Origin of the sequence: Mesorhizobium sp. BR1-1-2 (assembly GCF_020165435.1) — a bacterium.
Classification (GTDB): domain Bacteria; phylum Pseudomonadota; class Alphaproteobacteria; order Rhizobiales; family Rhizobiaceae; genus Mesorhizobium.
Window position 1 is genome coordinate 66,809 of the sequence record NZ_JAIUID010000004.1, and the last position, 25,825, is coordinate 92,633.

The following is a 25,825-nucleotide window of genomic DNA, read 5'->3' on the forward strand; positions in this document are numbered from 1 at the left end:
GAAGCCGATGGCGACGGTCGATCTGAGGGACGTGAAGAAGGTCTATGCCGGCGGCGTCGAAGCCGTGAAGGGCGTCTCCATCGCCATTCCCGACAAGGAACTCTGTGTGCTCGTTGGGCCGTCCGGCTGCGGCAAGTCCACGCTTTTGAGGATGATCGCCGGGCTGGAAACCATATCTTCCGGCACGGTCGCTATCGACGGCAAGATTGTCAACACGATTGGCCCGACCGAGCGCGACATCGCCATGGTGTTCCAAAACTATGCGCTCTATCCGCATATGAAAGTCTACGACAACATGGCTTACGGGCTACGCAATCGCGGTACGCCCAAGGACGAGATCGACAGCAGGGTTCGTTCAACCGCCAAGGTGCTGGAGCTTTCCGCGCTGCTTGACCGGCGCCCGCGCGAGCTTTCCGGCGGTCAGCGCCAGCGCGTCGCCATGGGCCGCGCCATCGTGCGCAATCCGAAAGTCTTCCTGTTCGACGAGCCACTCTCCAATCTCGATGCCAAGCTGCGCGGCCAGATGCGGGTCGAAATCAAGAATTTGCAGCGCTCGCTCGGTGTCACCTCGGTCTACGTCACCCATGACCAATTGGAAGCGATGACGTTGGCCGATATCCTCGTCGTCATGAATGGCGGATTGGTCGAGCAGACGGGCGCGCCACTCGACATTTACGAAAAGCCGGCCTCGACCTTCGTCGCCTCTTTCATCGGCGCACCGCCGATGAATCTTCTGTCCCTTTCGGGTCTGGCGCTGACCAGCGGCAAGACGACCGACTTTGCGCCTGCGAATGCCGTCACGCTCGGCTTCCGTCCCGAGGATGCCGATGTCGCCTTGGCGGCCGAGGCACCGTCCGGTGCGCTCGTGCTGCCGACAATGGTGGAGGCGGTCGAGCCGGTGGGAGCCGACAGCTTTCTTCACTGTGCGGCAGGCGACGACCGCATCGTCGTGCGTGTGGCCGCGCGCGCAACAGCCAAGCCCGGCGACCAGTTGCGCGTCGTGGTCAAGGCCGAGAAACTTCACTGGTTCGATCAGGCTGCAAAGAGGGTCGACTGACGCCAATCTTGCATGCTGATTAGCGGACTGCGGACCGTCGGCCGTCAGGCGAACACATGCGCCTGTCCCGACACGGTCAGCCGGACGATCTCACCGACCGTGGGCGCGTCCATGCCGGACTTGCGCAGGATCAGCGGCGTGCTGCCGATGGCGGCGGCGTCCGGCGGGTCGGGGCTGTTGAGCAATCGCACCGCGACCGTGCAGGTCGAGCCGGCGAATTCGGATTCCGTTACCTCGCCAAACAGCATGTCCGGCGTGCCCGACATGCCCTCGCGCGACGTTCGCTTCAGCCCGATCTGCTCCGGCCGCAACATGATGCGGGCGACATCGCGGCTGTCCGACGTGTCGACGGCGATGCGGCCAAGCGGCGACGTGGCGAAGCCGCCCGCTATCTTCGCCGGCAGGATGATGGCCTCGCCGAGGAACTCGGCGATCATCCTGTCCTTCGGCTTGAGATAAAGTTCGCGCGGCGTGCCGACCTGCGAGAACCGGCCGTCGCGCATCACGGCGACCTGACTGGCGAAGGACAGCGCCTCGGCCTGGTCGTGCGTCACCAGGATGGTGGTGATGCCGGCGGCTTCGAGCAGTTCCGCCACGGCCTTGCGCATGGAGGCGCGCAGGCCGGTGTCGAGCGCCGAGAACGGTTCGTCGAGCAACATCAGCCGCGGCTTCATCGCCATGGCGCGGGCGAGCGCCACGCGTTGCTGCTGACCGCCGGAGAGTTCGTGTGGCCGGCGCTTCAGGATCGCCTTGTCCAGCCCAACGATATAGGCCAGTTCGACGATGCGTTCGGAGCGTTTGTCCAGCCTGCGGTCCATCCCGAAACCGATATTGTCGCCAATCGTCAGGTGCGGAAACAGGGCGCCGTCCTGTGCAACCAGGCCGATACCGCGGCGGTGCGCCGGAACGGCGCCGCCGCTGTCGGCCAACACCTTTCCGTCAAGCACAATGCTGCCCTGGTCGGGCGCCTCGAAACCGGCGATCAGCCGCAGCAAGGTGGTCTTGCCGCAGCCGGACGGCCCGACGATGGCCGTGCGGCTGCCGCTGGCAACGTCGAGATCGATGCCGGCAAGCGCCGCGACCGGGCCGTAATGCTTGTGCAAGCCCCTGAGTTCGAGAAAGCTCATCGTCCAGCCATCCGTTTTGACTGGACATAGAGCAGCCAGGTCAGGGGCAGCGACATCGCCACCATGATGAAGGCGTAAGGTGCTGCCGAAGCGTAGTCGATCTCGCCGCTGTAGGACCAGAACGCCATCGCCAGCGTGCGGGTGCCGTTCGGCGCCAGCATCTGGGTCGCGGTCAGCTCGTTCATGATGCCGAGCGCCACCAGCGCCATGCCGGCGGCGGCACCCGGCGCCGACAGGCGGATCGTCGTCGACCACAATGCATGGAGCGGCGGCCGCCCGAGGCTGGATGCGGCGCGCTCGAGCTCCACCGGAGCCTGGGCGATCGACGCCCGCAGGCTGATCAGGGCGCGGGGCAGGAACATCAAGGCATAGGCAACCAGGATGGTGAACAGGGTCTGATAGAGCGGCAGCGCGATGCGCACGGTGATGGTGACCAGCGCCAACGCGATCACGACCCCGGGCAGCGATCCGACGATGTAGTTGCAACCCTCCAGCAAGCGCTGCAGAGGCCCCGGCGCGCGGATCGAGATCCAGGCCATCGGCATGGCGGCAACGGTGGCGAGCAGCGCGCCGGCGAGCGCCAGGAACAGCGTCTGGCCGAGCGCCAGGCCGATCTCGTCGAGCCGCCAGACCTCGGCGCCGCCGGCGGCAAGCCAGCGGCCTATGGTGACGAACGGCACGCCGAGCGCCAAAAGCGTGGTGGCGGCAAGCAGCAGCAGGCAAGGCACGGTCGCCCGGCCGAGCGGCGCGCGCTGCTGGTGGCGCGCCGCGCCCGAACCGACGCGGGCATAGCGCTCCTCGCCGCGCACCAGTACCTCCAGCCCGAGCAGCACGAAGCAGCAACTCACCAGCACCCCGGCCAGCATGTTCGCGGCCGGCCCGTTGAAGGTCGACTGGAACTGGTCGACGATCGCCGTGGTGAAGGTGTCGAAGCGGATGAAGACGTAAAGGCCGTATTCGGCCAACAGGTGCAGGCCGACCAGCAATGCGCCGCCACAGATGGCAAGCCTGAGCTGCGGCAGCACGACACGCCAGAACACGCGCCAGGGACCAAGGCCGAGTGCGGCGGCGGCGTCTTCGAGCGCGGGATCGAGCCGGCGCAGGGCCGCCGATACCGGCAGGTAGAGGAACGGGAAATACGCTATGACAGAGACAAGCACGCCGGCCCACAAGCCGTGCAGCCCGGGTACCATGGTGATCCAGGCATAGCTGTGCACGAAGGCGGGAATGGCGAGCGGCGCCACGCATAGCCAGGCCCACAACCGTGCGCCGGGCAGGTCGCTGCGCTCGGTCAGCCAGGCCAGCGTCACGGACAGGATGATGGCGATCGGCACGGCGAGCGCGACAAGCAGGACGGTGTTGGCCAGAAGCTCGCCGACACGCGGCCGGAAAACCAGCGCCGAGACGGTTTCCCAGCCGGTCTGCACGGCGACCCAGACGATGAAGGCAAGCGGCAGCAGCGCCAACAGCGAAACGAAGATAGCGGCGGCAACGATCCATGACGCAGCGCGCCGGCGCGCCCTACGGCGCGTCCTCGACGGCAGGCCCGGGTTTGCGATGTCGGCCGCGAACTGCATCGGCTCAGACTTCGCGCCCTTGCCGTCTGGCGGCGGCAATCGAAAGACCATGATCATGGTCGGGAATACAGCGTGTCGTCATCGACGAATGCCATCTCGAAAAAACAAAACGCTCCCGCGGAATTCCCGCGGGAGCACGGCCGGTGTCCTTATTAGGACGAACGGCAACTAAAGCAAGCCGGCCGCCGTCATCAGGTCGGTGGCCTTCTTGGAGTTCAGCGTCGCGGCATCGATCTTCGGCGCCTGCAGGTCGGCCAACGGCACCAGCTTCGGATTGGACTCTGCGCCCTTGCCGACCGCGTATTCGAAGGACGTTCCGTTCTTCAGCACGTCCTGGCCGCCCTTGCCGGTCACCCACTTCAGGAAAGCCTGGGCTTCCTTCGGATGCTTGCTCGAAGCCAGCACGCCGCCGCCGGAGGTCGAGACGAAGGCGCCCGGATCCTGGTTCTTGAAATAATGCAGCGCAACGTTCTTGCTGTTTTCGCCGGTCTTGGCCTGATCGCCGAAGTAGTAGTAGTGATAGATCACGCCGCCTTCGATTTCGCCGGCATTGACCGCCTTCATCACGGTGCTGTTGCCCTTGTAGGCGGTGAAATTCTCCTTCATCGCCTTCAGCCAGTCCGCCGTCGCGGCTTCGCCCTTGAGCTGCAGCAGCGCGCTGACGATCGCCTGGAAATCGGCGCCCGACGGCGAGGCCGCCCAGCGGCCTTTCCAGCTCGGATCGGCAAGGTCGAGCAGCGACTTGGGCAACTGGTCGGCCTTGAGCTTGGTGGTATTGTAGGCAAAGACGGTGCTGCGCGCGGCAACGCCAACCCATTTGCCGCTCGCTGCCTGATAATCCTGCGGAACCTGCGCCAGCGTGTCCGCATCGACCGGCGCGAACAGGCCGGCATTCTCGACCAGCACCATGGCCGGCGAATTCTCGGTCAGGAACACGTCGGCGGGCGAGGCGGTGCCCTCCGCGACGATCTGGTTGGAGAAATCGCTATCGCCGCCATTGCGCAACGTGACCTTGATGCCGGTTTCCTTGGTGAAGCCGTCGGCCCATTCCTTGGCGAGGCTCTCGTGCTGGGCATTATAGACGATGATGCCTGTATCCTCGGCCATCGCCTGGCCAGCGATCAGGCTGACCGCCACCGCCGCGGCGCCGGCAAGGGTGGAAAGAGCGTATTTCATGGCATCGTCCTCGATCTCGTTGAACTGGCACGCAGCACCTACCGATACATGACAGGTGTAGTCAACATTTTTGGCCTGCTTCAATCGGCCGCTGACGGCATAGGCCCTATGCCAGGCGGACAATTCCGCGTGATGGCCGCGCGGGATCGCGGGATCGACGGTTCGGGGTCGCCGTCAACGGTCCGCGCGCCCAGCCCGCATTCGTCCGCAATCTTTCGTGACTTGCCGGTAGTTTGCCTTGGACATTATTTCGCCGGCCACGTAACAAATCAGCGCCGAGGCGCGAAGATCGGGGAGTGAACTCTTGTGAGCGGCAAGGATGAGGCCGAGCTTTCCCGGCTGATGCGAGCCGCGATCGCGGGAGATGAAAGGGCCTATGCCGACTTTCTGCACCGGACGGCCGCTCTGGTTCGCGGTTTTGCCAGGCGCAAGATCGTCAAAGGCGGGGTCGATCCCGAGGATGTCGTGCAGGAAACCTTGCTGGCCATTCATGTGAAACGGCACACCTGGCGTCAGGACGCACCTGTGCTGCCCTGGGTCTATGCCATCGCGCGCTTCAAGCTGATCGATGCGTTCCGGCGGCGCGGACGGCGCATCGAGATCGATGTGGACGATATTGCCGAAACCTTCGCCGAGCCGGAAACGGAAACCGTCAGCGAACGCGACATCAACCGGGCACTCGACGGCCTGCCGCCGGCACAGCGCTCCGTGGTGTCGTCCGTGTCGGTGGAGGGGCGCTCGATCGGCGACACGGCGGCCAAGTTCGGCATCAGCGAAACAGCGGTGCGGGTTTCCTTGCATCGCGGACTTGCAGCCATTGCCAAGCGGTTCGGGCAGGGGCGGTTTGGGCGGGAATGACATGAGGACCGAAGATCTCATCAAGGCGCTTGATGCCGACGCCCGCAGCAAGGCGATGCCGCTGCGCTCGGCCTGGTGGCTGGCTGCCGGCGGGGCCGCCGTGATCGCGGGCGCGGTTTTCATGATGACGATCGGTCCGCGCCCCGACTTCATGGCTGCCGCGCATACGATGCGCTTTCTTTCGAAGTTCCTGTTCACCATCGTGCTCGCCGCCAGCGCCTTCGCCTTCGTCAGGGCATTGTCGACACCGGGAGCATCGACAGGCAAGGCGGCGGCCTGGATGGCGGCTGCGCCCGTGCTCGTCGCGGCGGCCGTGGTGCTGGAGCTCTACGCCGTGCCCGAGGCCGACTGGGGCAGGCGGCTCGTCGGTTCCAACATGATGGTCTGCATGGGGCTCATCCCGCTGATCGGCATCGGCCCGCTGGCCATCTTCCTGTGGATGCTGCGCTATGGCGCTCCGACACGGCCGGTGCTGGCCGGCACGGCCGCGGGCCTGCTCGCCGGTGGGCTGGCGGCGACCTTCTATGCCGCGCATTGCTTTGATGATTCGCCGCTTTTCGTCGCCACCTGGTACACGATCGCGATCGCTGCGCTGGCGCTGCTAGGCGCACTCGGCGGCCGGTTTTTCGTGCGCTGGTAGCGCGACGCCCGCTCCTGCATCCCGCGCATACCGATCCTTAATCATGCCGGCAAATGTTTGCCGGCCGGCGACATCCCCGATACCCGCGACGCAACCTTTCCTTAAAACCGATCCGTCAGGATTTTCACGGGAAATGCGACTGCCCACGGGGTGGTACAAATCGTGGCAATACGAAGGATCATCGGGCCGGCGCCGCACAGACATGCGGGGTTGGCTTTGCTCGTGGGCGGGACAGCGGCGATTGCAGTATCGGTCCTGCTGTCGCGACTCAACCCCGGCGTCGAGACGCTCGAATTATGTGTGCAGGCGTCGGTCGGTGTGGCGGCCGGCGCACTTCTCCTGGCCGGCCTGTTCGCGCGCGTCATCCGCGAAGGCCGCCGTCAGATCGCCGAGAGCGAGCAGCGCTTCCGCCGTGCCATGGAGGATTCCTCGATCGGCGTCGCCATCGTCGGCCTCGACGGGCGCATTCTCGAGGCCAACCCTGTCTTCGCCGCCATGCTCGACTACAGCCGCGAAGAGATTGAGGCGCTGACGTTCATTCAGATCACGCATCCCGACGATCATCAGATCGGGCGGGAGACGATGGAGAGCCTGAAGGCCGGCAAGATCGATTCCTTTCATTTCGAGAAGCGCTATCTCAAGAAGGACGGCACGCCTGTCTGGGCCCGGCTGGCCGGTTCTGTCATTTGCGACGGGAACAGCGGCCAGCCGCTGTATCTTGTCTCGCAGATAGAGGACATCGACGCGCGCAGGCAGGCAGAGGCGCGCATCGCAGAGGCCGAAACGCGCTGGAACTTCGCGCTGGCCAGCGCCGGCCAGGGCGTCTGGGACTTCGATATGCGCAAGGGCGGCACCACCTATTCGGCGACCTGGGTCAAGATGCTGGGTTACGACGATGGCGAACTTGACGGTGACCCCGATCGTTGGCTGGCGATGATTCATCCCGACGACCGCGAGGCCGTGGCCGAGGCGGACCGTATCCATCTCGAAGGCCGCACACCGTTCTTCGAGGCCGAATTCAGGATGCGCCACAAGGACGGCCACTGGATATGGATCCTCGACCGCGGCAAGGCCATCGAGCGTGACGAAGAGGGGCGGCTGATCAGGGCGATCGGCAGCCTGACCGACATCACTCGGCGCAAACAGGCCGAAGAACGCCTTACGGTTTCGTCGGCGATGCTGGCCGACGAAAAGGAGCGCCTCAAAGTGACGCTGCAGTCGATCGGCGATGCCGTCATCTGCACCGATGCCGCGAACCGCATCACCTTCATGAATCCTGTCGCCGAAAAGCTGACCGGCGTCTCCTGCAATGATGCCCTCGGCAAGACGCTTGGCCATGTCTATTGGGCAGTCGACGAGGAGACCGGCCACAGGATCGGCGTGGCGCGGCCTGCGATCGGCGGCGAGGCAGCCGACGACCAGAACAGCCGCGCGGTCCTCATCCGGCGCGACGAGACGCGCTGCAGCATCCGGCAGGTCGTGTCGCCGATCATGAACGAGCGCAACGAATTCTGCGGACTGGTCATCGTCTTCCAGGACTTCACCGATGCGCGCGCGCTGCAGCGCCAGCTTGCCCACGCCGCCGCGCATGATGCGCTGACCGGCCTTGCCAATCGCGCGAGTTTCATCCGCGCCATGGAAGACCTGGTCGATCAGGCCCGCAAGGATGGGATCGGACATCAGTTCATGTTCATCGATCTGGATCATTTCAAACTGGTCAACGACACAGGCGGCCACGCGGCGGGAGACGCATTGCTCAAGCGCGTTGCCGAGGCCGTGCGTGGCGTGCTTGGTCCGCAGGACATGGTCGCGCGCCTGGGCGGCGACGAATTCGCGGTCATTTTGAAGTCGGGCTCGGCCGCCGGGGCCAGGATCGCGGCGCGATCCATCATCGATGCGATACAGGGCCTCGACTTCACCTGGGAAGGCCGCTCTCATTCGATCGGCGCCAGCATCGGACTGGCTCCTATCAATGCCGATTGTGGTGCGGTCGACGAGATCATCGCCAGGGCAGACGCCGCCTGCTACGTGGCCAAGGCTGCGGGTCGCGGATGCGTGTCCATGGCGCCGGAGAACGATGCGAAGGACGACAGGGTCGAAATCGAGACGCCCAAGCCCCTGGCCGCCGCGTCGTAAACCCGCGCGGCCAGGCCGTGATCAGTCTGGCGGGTCAGCGTGTCGGAACCGGATGCTCGCCGCGATAATCGTAGAAGCCGCGACCGGTCTTGCGGCCGAGCCAGCCGGCCTCGACATATTTGACCAGCAACGGGCAAGGGCGGTACTTCGAGTCCGACAGGCCGTCATGCAGCACCTGCATGATCGATAGGCAGGTGTCCAGGCCGATGAAATCGGCCAGCTGCAGCGGCCCCATCGGATGGTTGGCGCCAAGCCGCATGGCGGTGTCGATCGCATCGACCGTGCCGACGCCTTCATAAAGCGTGTAAATCGCTTCGTTGATCATCGGCAAAAGGATGCGGTTGACGATGAAGGCCGGAAAATCCTCCGAGACCGTGATCGTCTTGTCGAGCTGCTTCACATAGGTCTTCGCCGCCTCGAAGGTCTGGTCCTCGGTGGCGATGCCGCGCACCAGTTCGACCAGTTTCATCAGGGGAACCGGGTTCATGAAATGGATGCCGATGAAGCGCTCGGGGCGGTCGGTCTGCGCGGCTAACCGCGTGATCGAGATCGACGAGGTATTGGTCGCCAGTATGGCCTCGGGATTGAGCTGCGGACAAAGCTGGGCGTAGATCTTGCGCTTGACCGTCTCGTCCTCGGTCGCCGCCTCGATGACCAGGTCGGCACCGGCGAGATCGGCCATGGACGGTGCCGCCGCGATGCGCGCCATCGCCTGGTTGCGGAGCTTCTCGTCGAGCTTGCCGGACCCCACCTGGCGGGCCATGTTGCCGCTGACGGTGGCGATGCCCTTCTCGATGCGGTCGGGCGATATATCGTAGATCAGCACCTTGTAGCCCGAAAGCGCGGAGACATGGGCGATGCCGCCGCCCATCTGGCCCGCGCCGATGATGCCGATCGTTTCGATCTTGCTCATTACACCGATCCCGTCGAAAAAGGCCTTTGCGGCCTGCTTTTTGTGCGGTGCAAACTAAAAGGGCGGGGCGACTTCGTCTACCCCACCCCTCACAATTTAATACGCTTTGCGGCAGGGCGTCAAAGCGCCTTCTGCAACTCCGGCAGGACGACGAAGAGGTCGCCGACGAGGCCATAGTCGGCGACCTGGAAGATCGGCGCTTCCTCGTCCTTGTTGATGGCGACGATGACCTTCGAGTCCTTCATGCCGGCGAGGTGCTGGATGGCGCCGGAGATGCCGACGGCGATGTAGAGGTCAGGGGCGACGACCTTGCCGGTCTGGCCGACCTGCCAGTCGTTCGGTGCGTAACCGGCATCGACGGCAGCACGGGATGCGCCGACGGCAGCGCCGAGCTTATCGGCGACCGGCAGGATGACCTCCTGGAACTTCTCCGAGGAGCCGAGCGCGCGGCCGCCCGAGATGATGATCTTGGCCGAGGTCAGTTCCGGACGATCGGTCTCCGACAGCTTGTTCTCGACGAAGGAGGAGAGGCCCGGATTGGCCGCAGCGCCGACGGTTTCGACAGCGGCCGAACCGCCCTCGGGCGCCGCCTGGAAGGAGGCGGTGCGCACGGTGATGACCTTTTTGGCATCGGTCGACTGTACCGTCTGGATGGCGTTGCCGGCATAGATCGGCCGCTTGAAGGTATCCGGCGAGACCACTTCGATGATCTCGGAGACCTGCGCCACGTCGAGCAAAGCGGCCACGCGCGGCGCGACGTTCTTGCCCGACGAGGTCGCCGGCGCGACGATGGTGTCATAGGAGCCGGCCAGCGACACGACGAGCGCCGCGGTCGGCTCGGCGAGACGCTCGGCAAGCTCGTCGGCTTCGGCGAGCAGCACCTTGCTCACGCCCTTCAGCTTGGCGGCGGCGTCGGCTGCGCCCTTGGCGCCCTTGCCGGCCACCAGCACATGCACGTCCGAGCCGATCTGCAGCGCGGCCGACAGCGCCTTGGCAGTCTGATCCGAAAGGGTTGCGTTGTCGTGTTCGGCGATGAGGAGAATGGTCATTTTATCTGTTCCTTCCGATCTCAGAGCACGCCGGCTTCGTTCTTCAGCTTGTCGACCAACTCGGCGACGCTCTTGACCTTGACGCCCGCCTTGCGGCCGCCCGGCTCCTCGGTCTTGATGACCTTCAGCCGCGGCTTGACGTCGGCGCCGTAGTCGGCCGGGCTCTTCTCGTCGAGCGGCTTCTTCTTGGCCTTCATGATGTTGGGCAGCGAAGCGTAGCGCGGCTGGTTGAGGCGAAGGTCGGCGGTGACGATCGCCGGCATCTTCAGCTCAACCGTCTGCAGGCCGCCGTCGACCTCGCGGGTCACCCTGGCCTTGTCGCCCTCGAGCACCACCTTGGAAGCAAATGTGCCCTGCGCCCAGCCGAGAAGGGCTGCAAGCATCTGGCCGGTCTGGTTGGAATCATCGTCGATCGCCTGCTTGCCGAGGATGACCAGGCCGGGCTGCTCGGCCTCGACCACGCCCTTCAGCACCTTGGCGACGCCCAGCGGCTCGGTCTGCTCGTCGGTCTTGACCAGGATGGCGCGGTCGGCGCCCATGGCCAGCGCGGTGCGAAGCGTCTCCTGCGCCTGCTGCGGGCCGATCGACACGACGATGATCTCTTCGGCCTTGCCGGCTTCCTTGAGTCGGATCGCCTCTTCGACCGCGATCTCGTCAAACGGGTTCATCGCCATCTTGACGTTGGCCAATTCCACCGCCGAACCGTCAGCCTTGACGCGAACCTTCACATTCGCATCCACAACCCGCTTCACGGGCACAAGGATCTTCATTTTCCTGTCACCTCTCTTGAGATAGTGGGGCGCGCTATACCAGCGTGAACCCCGTCAGAGTTGTCGAAAGCCGACATTCCGGATGGAAATTCTGCTCTTCAACCGCCTAAGGCGGGCGGAAACGCTTCCGTAGTTGCGGCAAACCCGCACGTCAATATGCCAGGGCATCGGGCAATTCACTCAATCGGTTCAGTCGGGGCCGGGGACACTTCGCCGACCCCAGCGTGGCGCAGGCTGCGCCGCAATCGGTTCGCGCACGGCCGGATCGACGGCGATGGCGGGCTGGTCGGCCGGTGCGACCTCTTCGTCCGCCCCCGCAAGAAGCGGCACGCCGCGGCTGCGCAGCACAAGCACCAACACGGCGCCGGCGATGATGCCGCCTATGTGGCAGGCCCAGGAAATCTGGTCTTCACCACCGGCGGCGAACATGACGATCTGGAACAGTACCCACAGGAGAAGGGGGATGAAGGCCGGGATGCGCAGCGGAATGCGAGCAAAGGCCAGCACCCAGACCTTCACCCTGGGATAGAGGATCAGGTAGGCGACGACCACGCCGGCGATGGCGCCGGAGGCGCCGATCAGCGGCACCTGCGAGTCCCACGCGATGAGGCCCTGGAAGGCGGCTCCGGCGATGGTGCACAGGAGGTAGAAGATGAGATAGCGGATATGGCCGAGCGCGTCCTCGACGTTGTCGCCGAACACCCACAGGAACAGCATGTTGCCGCCAAGATGGAAAATGTCGGCATGCAGGAATGAGTAGGTGAGATAGCTCAGGCTTTCGGGAATGACGATAAAGCGCGGGTCGAGCTCTGCCGTGTCATGCACCACGGAGGGGATGAAGCCGAGGCCGAGCACGGCTGCATTGGTGAAATTCTCACCCCCGAGCGCGGTGGCGCAATAGACCAGCGCGTTGGCCAGGATCAGGGCGATCGTCACATATTGCAGCCTGATGTGCCGCAGCCTGTTGGTATCGTAGAGCGGGATAAACATACGTGCCTGGCCTCTCCCGCCTTGGCATAGTTCAGCGGTTCTTGCCAGGAACCCATAACACGTCGGCATTTCCATTGTCATTGACCGCCCTGGCGGCGACGAACAGGAAATCGGAGACGCGGTTGATGTATTTCAGCCCGTCGCGGTTGACGTGCTCATCAGGATGCTGTGCGAGCGCCACCATCAGCCGCTCGGCCCGCCGTGCCACCGTGCGGGCGAGATGGAGCGCGGCGGCGGCCGGCGTGCCGCCGTTCAGCACGAAGGATTTGAGTGGCTGGAGGTCGTTGTTGAGGAGATCGATGTCGTGTTCGACGCGCTCGGTCTGCGCGGCAACGATGCGCAGCGGTTCGTAGCCGAGCGGCTTGCCGTCGTCGGGCACAGCCAGATCGGCGCCGAGGTCGAAGAGATCATTCTGGATGCGGGCAAGCATGGCATCAATCGCCGGGTGGCCCGGCGCGGTGTGAACACGAGCCATGCCAATGCAGGCGTTGGCTTCGTCGACGGTGCCGTAGGCGTCTACCCTGAGATCGGACTTCAGCCGCCGCTCACCCGTGCCGAGCCCGGTGGTGCCGTTGTCGCCCGTGCGGGTGTAGATCTTGTTGAGCTTGACCACGTCGCCTCCGAACGGCCGGCGTCCTCATTTGCGGGTGAAATACACGGCCAGCAGGATCAGCGCCAGCGCCACGGCCTGCAGCACGACGCGCGTCTGCATCAGCTTGTTGGAGGTGATGCCGGAACCGCCGCGCATCATGTTGATCAGACCCCGGACCAGCACGATCACCACGGCGACCATGACCAGGATGGCAAGGATGTTGAAGACGGATGCCATTTTGCGTTTCCAGTCCTTTTCTTGTTCAGGCGCGTTTGGCGAGCAGGCGGTGAAGCATCGATGCCGGAAGGATGCGTTTGAGCATGGCGCCGAACCTTGCCGGCACTGTTACCACATAGTGCGGGCGCGGGCGCCGCGACAGAAGTGCATGGCGAAGCGCTTTGTGGACCACTTCCGGGCCGGGCTTCAGCGCCGATTGGCTGCCGCCGGTGCGCATGCGTTCCAACTGCGCCTCATAATCGGCGCGATGCACGGAATTCTCATGGTCGATATTCCTGAGGAACCAGGCGAGGCCATTGCTGGCGATCTTCGATTTAACCGGCCCCGGCTCGATCAGCGAGACATGCACGCCGCTGCCGGCCAGTTCCTGGCGCTGACAGAGCATCAGCGCCTCCAAAGCGTGTTTGGATGCCGAATAGGCGCCGCGAAAACGTACCGGCACCAGGCCAAGGATCGACGAGCAATGAACGATCCGGCCACCGCCCTGGCGGCGCATCACAGGCACGAGCCGGCGGGTCAGGTCGTGCCAGCCGAAGAAATTGGCCTCGAACTGCTCCCGCAAGGCGGCCACCGGCAGATCCTCGACCGCGCCCGCTTGCGCATAGGCGCCGTTGTTGAACAACGCATCGATCCTGCCGCCGGTCCGCTCCAGCACTGAAGCCGCCAGCGCTTCGATGGAGGCAGGTTCGCGATAGTCGAGATAGAACGCCTCGATGCCATCCTTTTCCAGGGCCGCGATGTCCTCGGGCTTGCGCGCCGTGGCGAACACCTGCCAGCCTTCCGCCTTGAGCGCCCGCGCGCAATAAGCGCCTATGCCCGACGACGCGCCGGTGACGATGATGACGCGCAACGCGCGCGCCGGCGGATTCGTCTTATGACCAAGGGTTGCCATTTGCCGCATTCCCTTCCCATATTCGCGGCGTCGAGACAATCGAAGGGGAGCGCGGTTCTTGTTGCGGAATATCGTCGCCCTGCGCCGCGTACTTTACGACGCGATCGGTCATTTCAACACCGATGACGGCTGGGCGATGGCCAGCCATTTGGCAATCACCTCGCTGATGGCGCTGTTTCCGTTCCTGATCTTCGCCACCACGCTGGCGAGCTTCCTCGGCGCGCAAGCCTTCGCCGACACGGCCGTGCATCTGGTCTTCGACACCTGGCCGGAGCAAATCGCCAAACCGATCGCGCGCGAGGTGCTGAACGTGCTCACCGTGCGACGATCGGATCTGCTCACCTACGGCGTGCTGCTGGCCGCTTATTTCGCCTCGAACGGCATCGAGGCGCTGCGCACCTCGCTCAACCGGGCCTATCGCGTCACCGAGACGCGCGGCATCATCTATCGCCGTGTGCAGAGCATCTTCTTCGTGCTGATCGCCACGGCAGGCTTCCTGGCGATCAGCGTGCTCCTGGTCTTCGCACCATTGCTGGCGCGGCTGGCCGAGGCGCATTTCGAGTGGATAAAACCCTATACGGGCACCATCACGCTGTGGCGCTACGTCATCGCCTCGACCGTCATCGTCGGCGGTCTGTTTTCAGTGCATTACTGGCTGCCGGCCGGCAAGCGCCGTTTCGTCTCGCTGATCCCCGGCATCGTCTTCACGCTCGCCGCATGGCTGATCGGCTCGACCATTTTCGCCACCTATCTCGACCATTTCTCGTCCTATGTGACGACCTATGCCGGGCTTGCCTCGATCATGATCGCGGTGGTCTTTCTTTACATCGTGTCCGCGATCTTCATTCTTGGCGGCGAACTCAATGCAGCGATCAGCCGCTATCTCGAGGCGCGCGCGCGTGTCGGCTGAGTCGATACCGGCCGGATCGAAGAACTGAGGAATTGAAGAACTGGAGAACTGGAGAAGAAGAAGCACACAGCGCCAGGCATGTCCGCTTTTCCCTCAATTCCTCAGTTCTTCAATTCCTCCCTTGCCTGCCGGGCAGTAGCCAGACCAACGCCCAACGTGGCAATCGCCATGCCGGCAATCTGAAGCGCGTTGAGCTGCTCGTCGAACAAGGCCCAGGCGATGACGGCCGTCACCGCCGGCACCAGATAGAACAGCGAAGCGACCTTCGACATCTCGCCGTCGCGGATCATCACCATCAGAAGGAAGATGGCGCCGATCGACAGCACCAGCACCAGCCAGGCCATGGCGAAGATCAATTCGCCGTTGATGACGACCGTGTGGGTCTCGAAGGCCAGTGAAGCCAGGATCATCACCGAAGCGCCGCCGACATATTGCCACATGGTCGCGGCGACAAGGTCGCCGCCGGAAGCAAAACGCTTCTGCCATATGGTGCCGGCGCTCATGCCGAGCACCGAGACGAGCGAGGCTGTCAGCGTGGCTGACGTCACGCCGCCGCCGAGCGCACCGAGCTTTGGCCAGAGCACGATGACAACGCCGGCCAGGCCGACCGCGAGACCGGCCCAATGGCGTGGCAGGATCGCCTCGCCGAGAAATTTGCCGGCGAGCACCGCCGTGATCAGCGGCTGCAGGCCGACAATCAGCGCCGACAGCCCGGCGGGCATGCCCCTGTGGATAGCCCAGAAGACCGCGCCGAGATAGACGCCATGCATCAGAATGCCGGCCCCGGTGGCGTGCAATGCCTCTTCGCGGGAGGCTCTCTTGGAGCCAAGCACGACGACCAGGCCGGCGAACAACGCCGCCGCCAGGACGAAGCGCGCGGCCAGGAACGTAAACGGTTCGGCCCACGGCATGGCATAGCGGGCGCCGATGAAGCCGGTTGCCCACAGGACGACGAAAGTGGCGGGGATGAGCCGCTTGACGCTGTGCATTTTCCGGGAACCGTGCTTGATGAGAATTGAGCCGTGGCGAAGCTCTAGTCCGGTTCAAGCCGGCGCGCAAAACGAAACGATTGATCCATGCATCACCGGAATTCAACCGGCCGTGTTTTCTGCAAGCTGCCCCTTCGGCCTTCGTCAGCGTCAGAGACCGACCATCCGCCTGACATCGTGAGCCGACACGCCCGCTTCGCGCAAGACGGCAAGGCCGGTGTCCTTCAGGCTTTTCGACAGCTTGCGTCCGTCGGGTCCCAGGATCAGCCGGTGATGGAAATAGGCTGGCTGCGGCAGGCCAAGCAGTTCCTGAAGCAGCCGCTGTATCCCGGTGGCGGGGTAGAGATCCTGGCCGCGCACGACATGGCTCACGCCCTGCAGCGCATCGTCGACGACGACGGCAAGATGGTAGCTGGTCGGGATTTCGCGGCGCGCCACGATCACGTCGCCCCAATCGCGCGGGCGGGCCTCGACGATGCGCGTCGCGGAGAGCGATTCGTCTGAAAATTCATTCCATGACAAATCCTTGCCGACGCGTGCCATCGCCGTATCGACATCCAGCCGCCAGGCGAAGGGAGCGCCCTCGGCAATGCGGCGCCGGCGTTCCTTCGCCGGCAGCGCCTTGTCGACGGCGGGATAGACCGGCACGCCATCGGGATCGCGCGGCCAGTCGCGCTTTTCGCTGTCGGCGATGAAAGCCCGGATTTCGCTTCTGCTCATGAAGGCGGGATAGACGAGATCCTCCCGGATCAGCCGGTCAAGCACCGTCTCATAACAGGCAAAGTGCTCGGATTGCCGTCGCACCGGCTGTTCCCAGGCAAGTCCGAGCCATTTCAGATCGGTAAAAATGCCCGCCTCGAATTCCGGCGAGCAGCGCGTGGTGTCGATATCCTCGATGCGCAGCAGCAGGCGGCCGCCGACCGCTCGCGCCAGTTTCTGGTTGAGCAGCGCCGAGAAGGCATGGCCGAGATGCAGTTCGCCATTGGGACTGGGCGCGAAACGGAATGTCAGGAGCGTCATCTCTTGAGCGGCAATCGGGTTGTGCGGCGGTTTTGCCAATTGCTACCGTGCGGCCGGTTCAGGAACAAGAAACATGCAACGTATCGCCACATTGGACGACATCGCCCGGGGGCTCGACGCGCTTTGCGCAATCGACCCGAGATTGGAAAAGATCCGCGGCATGGCGGGCGAGGTGCCGCTACGGCTTTCCCAACCGGGATTCTCGAGCCTTGCCTCGATCATCGTCTCGCAGCAGGTGTCGCGCGCCAGCGCCGATGCGATCTTCGGCCGGCTGACGAAACTGGTCGACCCTTTGACGCCGCTGGCGATCCTTGCCGCCGGCGAGGACATGTTTCGCGAGGCGGGCCTGTCTCGACCCAAGCAACGCGGCCTCCTCGCCGCCGCCCGGGCGGTGGCGGACGGCCTCGACCTTCATCATTTGTGTTCGCTTGACGCCGGCGAGGCAATCACGACCATGACGGCCGTGCCCGGCATCGGTCCGTGGACGGCGCAGGTGTATCTGCTGTTCGCCGCAGGCCATCCCGATATCTTCCCGGCGCGCGATGTCGCGCTCCAGACCGCCGTCGGCCATGCGCTCGGCATCGACCCGCGTCCGCCGGAGAAAACACTGATCCACCTCGCCGAATCATGGAGCCCGTGGAGAGGTGTCGCATCGCGGCTTTTCTGGTCCTACTATCGCGAATTGAAGGGCAGGGATGCCGCACCCCCCGCCTGAAAGCGCGAAAAAGCATCAAAATCTCGTTTTTTTGTGCCTTCGGACGCGTGACAATCCGCTTCACATCCCTGTCATGTCGGGCTTACAGTATCCGCGCCATTCAGGTTAGAGAACCAAGGAGGCCAACGACGTGACGGTTGCCGTATCTCCGGATGGGCTTCCAGCGCTGGTGCTGAATGCGGATTATCGTCCGCTCAGCTATTATCCCCTGTCGCTCTGGTCGTGGCAGGACGCCATCAAGGCGGTGTTCCTCGAACGGGTGAACATCGTCGCCGAATACGAGCACGCGGTGTCCTCGCCGACCTTCTCGATGAAGCTGCCGAGCGTCGTCAGCCTGAAGGCCTATGTGAAGCCGTCGCGGCACCCCGCCTTCACGCGCTTCAACGTCTTCCTGCGCGACCGCTTCCAGTGCCAATATTGCGGCACGCCCGACGACCTGACCTTCGATCACGTCATCCCCCGCCACCGCGGGGGTGCTACGACGTGGGAGAATGTCGTCGCCGCCTGTTCCCCCTGCAACCTCAGGAAAGGTGGCATGATGCCGGCGCATGCCAAGATGTGGCCGTTGCAGAAGCCCTACCAGCCGACGGTGCACGACTTGCACAATAATGGCCGTCTGTTCCCGCCCAACCATCTGCATGAAAGCTGGATGGATTATCTGTACTGGGACGTCGAACTCGAACCCTGAGATCGTCCGACAATTCGGGAGGCTGGCCGTCTGAAGCGATTGTCTGCGCTTCCGATGCTCACGGACCAAATGTCCGCTCCGCTTCGGTTCTCGACAATCACTCCATACGACTCAGCCTGCCGAATTCTTGAACGATCTCGCGTCGGCGCTTTCGCGCTACCTCAGTCGCGCGAAAGCGCGCTGCGGAAGGCGACGGCGGCGAGCACGAAGCTGGCGATGGCGTTCCAGCCGGCGAGTGACAGGCCGAGGATGCGAAGCGCGGCCTTGTCACAGGAGGGGGGCACGAATTTGTCGAGCGCGTCGAGCACGCCTTTTCCGCCGGTGTCGACCTGGCCCGCGCCCGCGGCGCAATCGGCCGGGCCCTGCCACCAGGCCCACTCCACGCCGGCATGATAGATGCCGAGATAGAGGCCATAGAGCATCAGCAGGCCTCCGATGGCCAGCAAGCCGCGCACAGCCCATCCCGGCGCGTGCAGCGCCGATGCAAGCAGCGCCAGCAGCATCAGCGGCACGCCGATATAGTAGGGCGTGCGCTGTTCCAGGCAGAGATGGCAAGGGATATAGCCGCCGATGTACTGGAAGGCGAGCGCGGAGCCGACAGTGGCGGCCATGGCTACGGCAAGGAACAGGGCCGTCATGGCCCGCTGGCGTCCGGTGTTGGCAGTCATGCTCGCAGTCATGGGGTACTCGTCCGTTGTGTTCGCCGCCGGCTCAGTCTTTGGTCCATATTGCCGCGCCGCTACGCGGCTTGGGCGACATGAATCAGAAGGCGTATTTGACCAGGATATAGAGCAAAATCAGGGCGGCCGCCGCTGCACCTGCGATCAGGCCGAGGCGCTTTTCGATGAACTCGCGGATCGGCTCGCCATAGCGGCGAAGCAGCCAGGCCAGAAGCAGAAAGCGCCCGCCGCGCGCCACGGTTGCCAGCGCGATGAACAGAAAAAGATTGACGCCGATGACCCCCGACAGGATAGTCACCACCTTGATCGGCGGCAGATGGGCGGCGCCCGAGGTGATCAGCATCAGGATGATGAAGCCGATGCCCGAAGAGACGCGCAGCGCCTCGAACTCGTCATACTTGCCGTAAAATTCCAGGATCGGCTTGGCCAGCGCGTCGTAGGCGTAGTGGCCGATGAACCAACCGGCGATGCCGCCCAGCACGGAGGCGACGGTGGCGATCAGTGCATAGCGATAGGCGCGGTCCGGCCGCGACAGCGCCATCGGCAGATAAAGCACATCGGCCGGCACCAGGAACACGGAGCTTTCGACGAAGGCGATGAAGGCCAGCCACCATTCGGCGGATTTGCGCGCCGCCAGCGACAAGGTCCAGTCGTACAGTCCGCGAAGCATCGGCTCTCCTAATGTCGTAGATGACTACCGCACGCCGCCCACATGCACGGCGTGGGCATAAGGGTAGGCATGAAACCAGGGCATGGATGAAAACAGGGGCATGCGTGACACCAAGACCCGAAGCGCGCCGCGTTCCTTCTTCCGGACGCCAAGCGCTTCGACACGACGCCTGTCTAGAAAGATTTTCCGCGCCGCACAATGGCAGTGCCCGCAGGAAACCGAAAGGTGCGGTTTGGTCGCGGCTCCGCACGCTATCGGCAACAGGCCAGTTGACGAACAGGCCTCCAACCGTATAGTCCGCGCCATCCAGGCCGCCCGGCCTGAGCCCCTATGGCGGAATTGGTAGACGCGCTCGACTCAAAATCGAGTTCCGCAAGGAGTGCTGGTTCGATCCCGGCTAGGGGCACCATTTCATTCGCCACTTCGATGCGTCTGCCGCTGCTTTCCCGATCGGCGCTTCGGCAATGCGGTTATGGTGTTGGAGTCCGTCGTGAGCGGCCCCAGGCCGATATCGCAAGAGCGACATCCGGGAGCGGCTCGGCCGGGTGCAGGACTGCATCTTCGGCCTGTCGAATGCGGTAGCCGCTTTCGCGCTTCAGGACCTACGTTGGGCCCCCTGACCGTTCCTCGGTGTGGATATATTCCGGCGTTGAGATTGCCCCTTGCATCAGTTGTCGCTTATCTACCCGGAAAGGGAGGAACTCATGCCGATTCGTCAGAAAGCGCAGGAAGCTGGCGTCTTCGATTCCTCCGAAGTGGCCCTGCTTGGCCGCGTGTTCGACAGGCTGAAGCCTGACGCCCGATCGGCCCAGGAACGTGAAGCGATTTCATCCCGCATAATTGCGAATTACATGGCCGGGATCAGGGATGAGGACGAATTGGTTTCGGCATCCAAACAGCCGCTGGGACGCTAGCGCAATTCTGGTGCAAGTCGCGTCGAAACGATTCATCGACGAGCTTCGGAATTCATCCGGGTTCAACAGGGAAATCCCGCGAAGCTGAATTCGGCGATCGTGCCGTCCTCCGATCTGGTGACCCGAACAAACAGCGCACCTGGAATGCGGGGTTGCATCGGATGCCCGGTTGCCCGTCTGGCAGCCCCCGCGGGACTTGAAGCCGCCACCTCGTGCGTGCCGATAATTCTCTCGCCGAGGATTTCCTCCACCTTGTAGCTGGTCATTTTCCCCTTTGGGCGACGATCTTGACTATCGACAGAAGGAGCCCGGCCTGCTTTTGGCGGTAGGTTCGGCACTTGGCGAGCAGGCCGGGCTGTGCTCCGGCCGTCAGGTACCTTGGTGGAGGGCTTAGCCGGTGCGAAGGCAGACTGTCTCCTTCTCCTCGGACCCGCAATTGGGACTGAAGTCCGAAGCATCGACGCATTGGTCCTAAACCCTGAACATAAGCCGCCGTTCCTCATTGGCGTGGAAGCCGTCGAGTAAAGTCCCTTCATCGACGGTCCGTGGACGCCCGCCGTTGCTGCGAGCGGCGGGTGTCCGACCCGGGGGAGAAAACATGCAGCTTGGCGAGATCATCGCGAACACCTTCGCCGTCCTACTGCTGATTTGTTTTCTCGCGATCGTGTTCTTCCTGTTTGGAAAGCCGCTGTGGCCGGACCACTATGCCCGTATGTCCGTTATTCTCCCGGTCGACGCGATGACCACGGCTTCGGTGAGGCGGGCCGGCGAGCATCCTCACCTGCCGGACACTTTCGACATGGCCCAGGCTCGCCCAAGGCCGTCCCCATAGGCTCGGTGGCGGGCTTTTATGGGTCCAGGATTCTGGCGCCGGCCGCTTTCTCGTTGGCGGCTTCCCGTTGAGTGCCCGCTGGTTCCGGCAAGCGGATTTCTTGCATTCAGCGCCTGTTCCTCGCGATCCGCGCGCAACCGCCGAAAGCGCCGGGGAAGGAAGAGGACAAGCGACTCAAGTCGGGCCCGGCCAGCCGTTTCAAGTTCCTGAAGAGCAATGAAGATTAGCCCCACACTCGCTGCCGGATTTCGTGAGATGGACCAAAGTCCCAGACTTCTGTCCCAAAGGTCTTATGTTACCACTTAGGTTCCGTGAATGTCCTTTATATGTTCGAATGAATTAGCTAATTCTGATGTCCGCCACGCGGAAAAGCACTGAAGAAAAATGGATGTGCCGTCGGCAAGCGACAGGAATTATACCCAAAATCGCATCACCTTTGTAACGCTTTGTTGAAAAACTGCGACTGTTGCTCAAGTAGCCGCTGGTGAATAAACGCTATCAATACAGTGACTGTTTGTCCCATGAAGCAACCAAACACTCAGGTTTGAAGCAAGCATCCACGCGTCCGGAAGATGCGAGCGCGTCTATCGTCTCTTGAGCAGGCTCTTCATCCGGTTGCGCAACAGGCGGGCCATGTTGCGGGTCTCCCGGTAGAGATGCAGTTGCGAGGCCGCCTGGCGGGCGAGGCGGTCGGCGTCCGGCGTCAGGCCGATCACCAGTGTGCCCATCGGCTTGCGCTCGGTCCACAGCCTGCTCATCACCGGATGGTCGGGCACGGCACAGGAATCGGTCATCATGATGTTGGGGTCGTCGAGATGCTGCCTGGTCACCTCGATCATCAGCAGCGTGCCTGGCGAATAGCCGGCCAGCGTTTCGTCGTAGGCCGTCTTCCAGGTGTAAGCGACGCCGGCTTCGACGAAGACGATCAGGCACGCAATGGTGCGGCCGTCGAGCGTCAGCGAATGGATGCGGCACAGGTCCTGTTCGGCCAGCCTGTGCACGGCCTCGCGGGCGAAGGCGGCGCGGTAGCGGTCGATCGCCATGGCCGTGCGCTCGCGGCCTTTCCAGCCGGCCGCCTCCAGCGTCAGGAAGCTCTCGATGGCGTGACGGATCTCGTCGGGGCCGCGCGCCACGACATGTTCAAGCTTGCCGAGGTCGCCCAGCCGCCGCTTGAGGCGGCGGAACTCGCGGTAATGGTGCGCGCGCAGCGAAGCCTTCAGATAGTCCTCGGCGTCGCGTTCGCTCTCGAGCAGCGGACGCTGGGCGTGACCGGTGGTGACCAGCATCAGGCCACGCGTCTCGGCCACCGTGGCAACCAGGCTCGCCACCGCGCCGTCGAGCCTGATGTCGGGCAGGACGAACACTTTCGGCAGCTTCAGATGCGGGCGCGACAGCATCGAGAAGAAATCCTCGACGACGCCGACCGGATCGTCGCGGTCGACCAACGGAGTGCCGAGCGGGCCGAACGGGCTCGACCATGTGCGCATGACGGGAACCCCGAGCGGCACCACCGGCCGCTCCACCGAGAACGGCACCAGAAGGCGTAGCCGGTTGCGGTATTCATCGCCGTCACGAATGACGGCCAGCCGCACCTCGCGGTCTTCCAGCCGGGGCATTGCGGGCGCCAGGAAACGCGGGTTGAAGAAGATGTTGGGCTCGATGGTGCGGGCGCACAGATAATCCAGCTCCTCGACGAGGTCGAACCCGGCCGACGCCGGATAGATGGCCAGTTTGCGCTCGGGCCGATTGTTGGCGAGGATCTCGATATGGGCCGGGTCGGTGTCGCGCCCCAGTCCGGCAAGGCCGGACACCATGGCGCCGGCGGGGCCGCCGCTGGTTTCCTCGAGCAAGGGGATGGCGGCCATCACGCGGCTCCTTTGGCTGGCACGAAGATCGCCATGACGATGCCGAGCTTGCGCCAGACCGTGAAAGACAGCGCACCGGCCTCGAAAATCATGGCGAAGGCGGTGGCCATGGCGGCGCCCCACAGGCCGAAAAGCGGGATCAGCACCACGTTGAGGCCAATGTTGAAGGCCAGCGTCATGGCATAGACGGCGGCGCAGACATTCTGGTTGCCGCTCATGGTGAGCAGGCTTTCGCACGGGCCGACGGCGGCGCGCGCCACGACGCCGAAGACGAGCAGGAACAGAAGCGGATAACCCGATGTGAATTCGGGGCCGAACAGCATCAGCATCGGTTTGCCAAGCGCCAGCACCAGCAGCGCCATGGCGAGTGATGGCCAGAAGGTCCACGACACCGTCTCGCGGGCAAAGGCGGCAAGCTTTTCCGGCTCGCCATGGGTGAACTGGGCATAGCGCTGTGCGACGCCTGCCTTGACGGCGAAGTAGACGAAATGCACCAACGCCAGTGTCTTGACCGTGGCGAAATAGACGGCGACGTCGTTGGGGTCCATATAGGCGCCGACCATCAGCACGTCGGCATTGGTGAGCAGGAAAAAGAAGCTTTCGACCAGGAAGATCGGCAGCGAGACGATGAACCATTGTGCGAAATGCACCTTCATCGGCCCGGCCGGAATCTGCCTTTCCATGCGCCGGGTGACGCCGATAAGCTGGGCGAGCGTGGTGACATAAGTGGCGGCGATCGAGGCGAAGATCGCGGTCTTCGCGTCGGGCGCGTAGCCGGCGAAAAGCATCAGCGCCATGAACAGCAGGATCAGCACAGGCCGTATCAGATAGGTCGGCGCCAGGGCGAACAGCGCCCAGCTGTTCGCCCTGGCCTGGCCTTGCAACAGATCCGACAGCGCTATCATCGGCAGGCAGATGACGCCGAGGATGAACGGCACGACATAGTAGTTTTCGGTCCATGACGAGGCGAGCCACACGCCGAGTGCGCCGAGCCCGGCGATGACGGTCGAAGCGATCAGCACGAACAGGCGGCTGGCCACGACGATGCCGCGCAACTCGTCGATCAGGCCGCGCTCGCGGTATTCGGGAATGAAGCGGATGACCGAGGTGTGGAAGCCGAGGCAGGCGAGATTGCCGACGATGACCATGGTCACCCAGACAAGGACGAAGATGCCGTATTCGAACGAGCCCATCCAGCGTGCCATCAGCACCTGGCTGACGAAGGCGATGACGGCGCTGACGATCCGGATGGAGAAGGCGATGACCGACATGCGGCCGGCCTCGCCGCGCTCGTCGGCGGTGAACAGCACGGCGTCGACGCGGCCAAGCAACGGCTCTACGCGCAGCGCCAAACGCTGCGGCAAGAACCGCCCGGCTGTCGTGGCCGCGGAAAAGCGCACCCCGATTGTTCTCCGTTTTCCGCTTCTTTTCAGGCTTTGGTGTAGCGGAGACACCTTAAGAAAGGGTGGGTGGGAGAGGCATGCACAATGGCAGCGGGGCGAGCAAGGACGACCGGTGTGGGTTCCATGCCGCAAGCAGGAGACAGGCGACCTGTCGTTCCAACTCCCAGCCAAGCCTAAGAGCGGCGGGCTTCGCCGTGAGTTGCGACATAGTCGATCTCGGAACGGCTGATGCCGATGTCTTTCAGCATGAAATCGGGCATGGCCTCCAAGTGACGCCGCTCATGTCGGAGGCGCCGTCTGCGCGCCAGCCAATCGAGGATGGCCATCAGCCGCCATGGTGGGGTGCGCAGCCTTGCCAGGAAGATAGCGATCTCGGTCATGACCTCTCCTCGCGACACGTGAAAGGCCTGCCGCTACTGTTCCGGCAGGCGGTGCCGTCAGTCGGCCTTTTTCATGGCGTCGCATGAGACATTCGGGTTCATGTCGGCGAAGGCGCCGGTCGGGTTCTGCTTCCAGGCCCAGACATGAAGTTCGTAGAAGGGGCCGAGGCCATAGCGGTTGGGGGCGCTGTCGAAGTTGAACAGCTGGCCTTCGAGCGACGCCGGACCCTTCGCGGTGATATATTCGACGGCTACCAGCTTCAGCGTGCCATCGGCCATCGGCTCGTACATCACGGCTTCCGGCTTGGCGAGGTCGACGCCATCGTCCTTAAGATAGGTGCTGTTGACGTAGTGAATGCCCATCGCGCCGCCGGTGATGCCGCTGGCGCAGGGAATCGGCGCATAGCCCTCGGAGGTGGCCGCCGCGACATTCGCGAAGCGGCCGTTGGCCGCCCGCACCTCGGCGGCCAGCCGATTGCCACTCTCCGCAAATGCGGCAGTGGCGGCGATTGCCATAGTGGACAGCGCGGCAAAGCGCCAGAAATTGGCGTTCATTTTATCCTCCATTGGTTGTTGGTGACGCGCAGGCGGGCAGGACCGGCCAGTAAGGCCCTGCTGCCATGCCTGCGCGTTGGATTGGCAATTGCGAGACGGGGTCCGATCCGTCCTTCTCTAACAGGGCGGCGGTCTCATTGATGCCACCACCAGTATTCCCAGTAGTCCCGCCGCATCTCGTGCTCCGGCA

General features: G+C 63.7%; 28 protein-coding genes and 1 tRNA gene. 10 read left to right on the top strand and 19 right to left on the bottom strand.

Going from position 1 to position 25,825, the window contains the following annotated elements:
- Window positions 1-7: 7 nt before the first annotated feature.
- Entirely contained in the window at window positions 8-1,057 is a 1,050-nt protein-coding gene (locus LB551_RS09905; protein WP_224659062.1) for a sn-glycerol-3-phosphate import ATP-binding protein UgpC, read from the top strand.
- 44 nt (window positions 1,058-1,101) lie between these two features.
- Here LB551_RS09905 and LB551_RS09910 read toward each other — a convergent pair whose 3' ends face one another.
- The 3 genes from LB551_RS09910 to LB551_RS09920 form a co-directional block, all read right to left on the bottom strand.
- Window positions 1,102-2,184 (bottom strand): ABC transporter ATP-binding protein, encoded by a 1,083-nt coding sequence (locus LB551_RS09910; RefSeq protein WP_224659063.1) that lies wholly within the window; start codon window positions 2,182-2,184, stop codon window positions 1,102-1,104.
- The gene (locus LB551_RS09915) at window positions 2,181-3,812 is read right to left on the bottom strand and encodes an ABC transporter permease (protein ID WP_224659064.1); all 1,632 of its coding nucleotides are present in this window, start codon (window positions 3,810-3,812) and stop codon (window positions 2,181-2,183) included. The genes LB551_RS09910 and LB551_RS09915 overlap by 4 nt, the downstream gene beginning before the upstream one ends.
- 117 nt (window positions 3,813-3,929) lie before the next feature.
- Window positions 3,930-4,937: an iron ABC transporter substrate-binding protein gene (locus LB551_RS09920; protein ID WP_140553251.1), complete on the bottom strand. Its 1,008-nt coding sequence runs from the start codon at window positions 4,935-4,937 to the stop codon at window positions 3,930-3,932.
- Between the two features lie 306 nt (window positions 4,938-5,243).
- Here LB551_RS09920 and LB551_RS09925 point away from each other — a divergent pair, with 306 nt between their 5' ends.
- The 3 genes from LB551_RS09925 to LB551_RS09935 all read left to right on the top strand — a co-directional run bounded on the left by LB551_RS09925 (window position 5,244) and on the right by LB551_RS09935 (window position 8,571).
- Entirely contained in the window at window positions 5,244-5,795 is a 552-nt protein-coding gene (locus tag LB551_RS09925) for a sigma-70 family RNA polymerase sigma factor (RefSeq protein WP_140513867.1), read from the top strand.
- A 1-nt stretch (window position 5,796) separates the two neighbouring features.
- Complete coding sequence (locus LB551_RS09930; protein ID WP_140553249.1) at window positions 5,797-6,435, top strand: NrsF family protein; 639 nt, start codon at window positions 5,797-5,799, stop codon at window positions 6,433-6,435.
- 210 nt (window positions 6,436-6,645) lie between these two features.
- A complete protein-coding gene (locus LB551_RS09935) occupies window positions 6,646-8,571 on the top strand; it encodes a PAS domain S-box protein (RefSeq protein ID WP_224659065.1) in 1,926 nt (641 codons plus the stop codon).
- Between the two features lie 34 nt (window positions 8,572-8,605).
- On the opposite strand, the gene LB551_RS09940 is transcribed toward LB551_RS09935, so the two are convergent.
- The 7 genes from LB551_RS09940 to LB551_RS09970 all read right to left on the bottom strand — a co-directional run bounded on the left by LB551_RS09940 (window position 8,606) and on the right by LB551_RS09970 (window position 14,014).
- Window positions 8,606-9,484 (bottom strand): 3-hydroxybutyryl-CoA dehydrogenase, encoded by an 879-nt coding sequence (locus tag LB551_RS09940; RefSeq protein WP_140500869.1) that lies wholly within the window; start codon window positions 9,482-9,484, stop codon window positions 8,606-8,608.
- Window positions 9,485-9,603: 119 nt separating this feature from the next.
- The gene (locus LB551_RS09945; protein WP_224629398.1) at window positions 9,604-10,533 is read right to left on the bottom strand and encodes an electron transfer flavoprotein subunit alpha/FixB family protein; all 930 of its coding nucleotides are present in this window, start codon (window positions 10,531-10,533) and stop codon (window positions 9,604-9,606) included.
- A 20-nt stretch (window positions 10,534-10,553) separates the two neighbouring features.
- Complete coding sequence (locus LB551_RS09950; protein ID WP_140640286.1) at window positions 10,554-11,303, bottom strand: electron transfer flavoprotein subunit beta/FixA family protein; 750 nt, start codon at window positions 11,301-11,303, stop codon at window positions 10,554-10,556.
- A 189-nt stretch (window positions 11,304-11,492) separates the two neighbouring features.
- Window positions 11,493-12,293, bottom strand: coding sequence for a rhomboid family intramembrane serine protease (locus tag LB551_RS09955; RefSeq protein WP_224659066.1), 801 nt, complete (start codon window positions 12,291-12,293; stop codon window positions 11,493-11,495).
- A 31-nt stretch (window positions 12,294-12,324) separates the two neighbouring features.
- Complete coding sequence (locus tag LB551_RS09960; RefSeq protein ID WP_224629400.1) at window positions 12,325-12,906, bottom strand: cob(I)yrinic acid a,c-diamide adenosyltransferase; 582 nt, start codon at window positions 12,904-12,906, stop codon at window positions 12,325-12,327.
- Between the two features lie 24 nt (window positions 12,907-12,930).
- Window positions 12,931-13,122, bottom strand: a complete 192-nt coding sequence (locus tag LB551_RS09965; RefSeq protein ID WP_140553239.1) for a twin transmembrane helix small protein — start codon at window positions 13,120-13,122, stop codon at window positions 12,931-12,933.
- Window positions 13,123-13,147: 25 nt separating this feature from the next.
- Window positions 13,148-14,014, bottom strand: coding sequence for an SDR family oxidoreductase (locus LB551_RS09970; protein ID WP_224659067.1), 867 nt, complete (start codon window positions 14,012-14,014; stop codon window positions 13,148-13,150).
- A 58-nt stretch (window positions 14,015-14,072) separates the two neighbouring features.
- Here LB551_RS09970 and LB551_RS09975 point away from each other — a divergent pair, with 58 nt between their 5' ends.
- Window positions 14,073-14,924 (top strand): YihY/virulence factor BrkB family protein, encoded by an 852-nt coding sequence (locus LB551_RS09975; protein ID WP_140500876.1) that lies wholly within the window; start codon window positions 14,073-14,075, stop codon window positions 14,922-14,924.
- A gap of 101 nt (window positions 14,925-15,025) precedes the next feature.
- Here the strand turns inward: LB551_RS09975 and LB551_RS09980 are convergent, their stop codons facing one another.
- Window positions 15,026-15,913, bottom strand: a complete 888-nt coding sequence (locus tag LB551_RS09980) for a DMT family transporter (RefSeq protein ID WP_224659068.1) — start codon at window positions 15,911-15,913, stop codon at window positions 15,026-15,028.
- Window positions 15,914-16,063: 150 nt separating this feature from the next.
- Window positions 16,064-16,933, bottom strand: a complete 870-nt coding sequence (gene gluQRS / locus LB551_RS09985; RefSeq protein ID WP_224659069.1) for a tRNA glutamyl-Q(34) synthetase GluQRS — start codon at window positions 16,931-16,933, stop codon at window positions 16,064-16,066.
- 73 nt (window positions 16,934-17,006) lie between these two features.
- Here gluQRS and LB551_RS09990 point away from each other — a divergent pair, with 73 nt between their 5' ends.
- Both LB551_RS09990 and LB551_RS09995 read left to right on the top strand, forming a co-directional pair.
- Window positions 17,007-17,648, top strand: a complete 642-nt coding sequence (locus tag LB551_RS09990) for a DNA-3-methyladenine glycosylase family protein (protein WP_140553231.1) — start codon at window positions 17,007-17,009, stop codon at window positions 17,646-17,648.
- Window positions 17,649-17,778: 130 nt separating this feature from the next.
- Window positions 17,779-18,336 carry an HNH endonuclease gene (locus LB551_RS09995; RefSeq protein WP_023677956.1) on the top strand — a complete coding sequence of 186 codons (558 nt, stop codon included), beginning with the start codon at window positions 17,779-17,781 and terminating at the stop codon, window positions 18,334-18,336.
- Window positions 18,337-18,497: 161 nt separating this feature from the next.
- Here LB551_RS09995 and LB551_RS10000 read toward each other — a convergent pair whose 3' ends face one another.
- Window positions 18,498-19,016 (bottom strand): disulfide bond formation protein B, encoded by a 519-nt coding sequence (locus tag LB551_RS10000; RefSeq protein ID WP_224659070.1) that lies wholly within the window; start codon window positions 19,014-19,016, stop codon window positions 18,498-18,500.
- Between the two features lie 82 nt (window positions 19,017-19,098).
- Entirely contained in the window at window positions 19,099-19,686 is a 588-nt protein-coding gene (locus LB551_RS10005; RefSeq protein ID WP_224659071.1) for a YqaA family protein, read from the bottom strand.
- Between the two features lie 324 nt (window positions 19,687-20,010).
- On the opposite strand from LB551_RS10005, the gene LB551_RS10010 reads away from it, so the two are divergent.
- Window positions 20,011-20,095, top strand: a tRNA-Leu gene (locus LB551_RS10010).
- Window positions 20,096-20,390: 295 nt separating this feature from the next.
- Window positions 20,391-20,600, top strand: a complete 210-nt coding sequence (locus LB551_RS10015; protein WP_140553353.1) for a hypothetical protein — start codon at window positions 20,391-20,393, stop codon at window positions 20,598-20,600.
- Between the two features lie 62 nt (window positions 20,601-20,662).
- Here LB551_RS10015 and LB551_RS10020 read toward each other — a convergent pair whose 3' ends face one another.
- A complete protein-coding gene (locus tag LB551_RS10020) occupies window positions 20,663-20,866 on the bottom strand; it encodes a hypothetical protein (RefSeq protein ID WP_224629414.1) in 204 nt (67 codons plus the stop codon).
- A gap of 332 nt (window positions 20,867-21,198) precedes the next feature.
- Between LB551_RS10020 and LB551_RS10025 the strand changes: the two genes are divergently transcribed.
- A complete protein-coding gene (locus LB551_RS10025; protein ID WP_224659072.1) occupies window positions 21,199-21,432 on the top strand; it encodes a polymerase in 234 nt (77 codons plus the stop codon).
- A gap of 584 nt (window positions 21,433-22,016) precedes the next feature.
- On the opposite strand, the gene LB551_RS10030 is transcribed toward LB551_RS10025, so the two are convergent.
- The 4 genes from LB551_RS10030 to LB551_RS10045 form a co-directional block, all read right to left on the bottom strand.
- Window positions 22,017-23,297 (bottom strand): GNAT family N-acetyltransferase, encoded by a 1,281-nt coding sequence (locus LB551_RS10030; protein WP_140553222.1) that lies wholly within the window; start codon window positions 23,295-23,297, stop codon window positions 22,017-22,019.
- A complete protein-coding gene (locus LB551_RS10035; protein WP_224659073.1) occupies window positions 23,297-24,697 on the bottom strand; it encodes a lipopolysaccharide biosynthesis protein in 1,401 nt (466 codons plus the stop codon). Before LB551_RS10035 ends, LB551_RS10030 begins: the two co-directional genes overlap by 1 nt.
- Window positions 24,698-24,873: 176 nt before the next feature.
- Window positions 24,874-25,080 (bottom strand): DUF1127 domain-containing protein, encoded by a 207-nt coding sequence (locus tag LB551_RS10040; protein ID WP_224659074.1) that lies wholly within the window; start codon window positions 25,078-25,080, stop codon window positions 24,874-24,876.
- 57 nt (window positions 25,081-25,137) lie between these two features.
- Window positions 25,138-25,635, bottom strand: a complete 498-nt coding sequence (locus tag LB551_RS10045) for a hypothetical protein (protein WP_411970939.1) — start codon at window positions 25,633-25,635, stop codon at window positions 25,138-25,140.
- Between the last annotated feature and the right edge of the window lie 190 nt (window positions 25,636-25,825).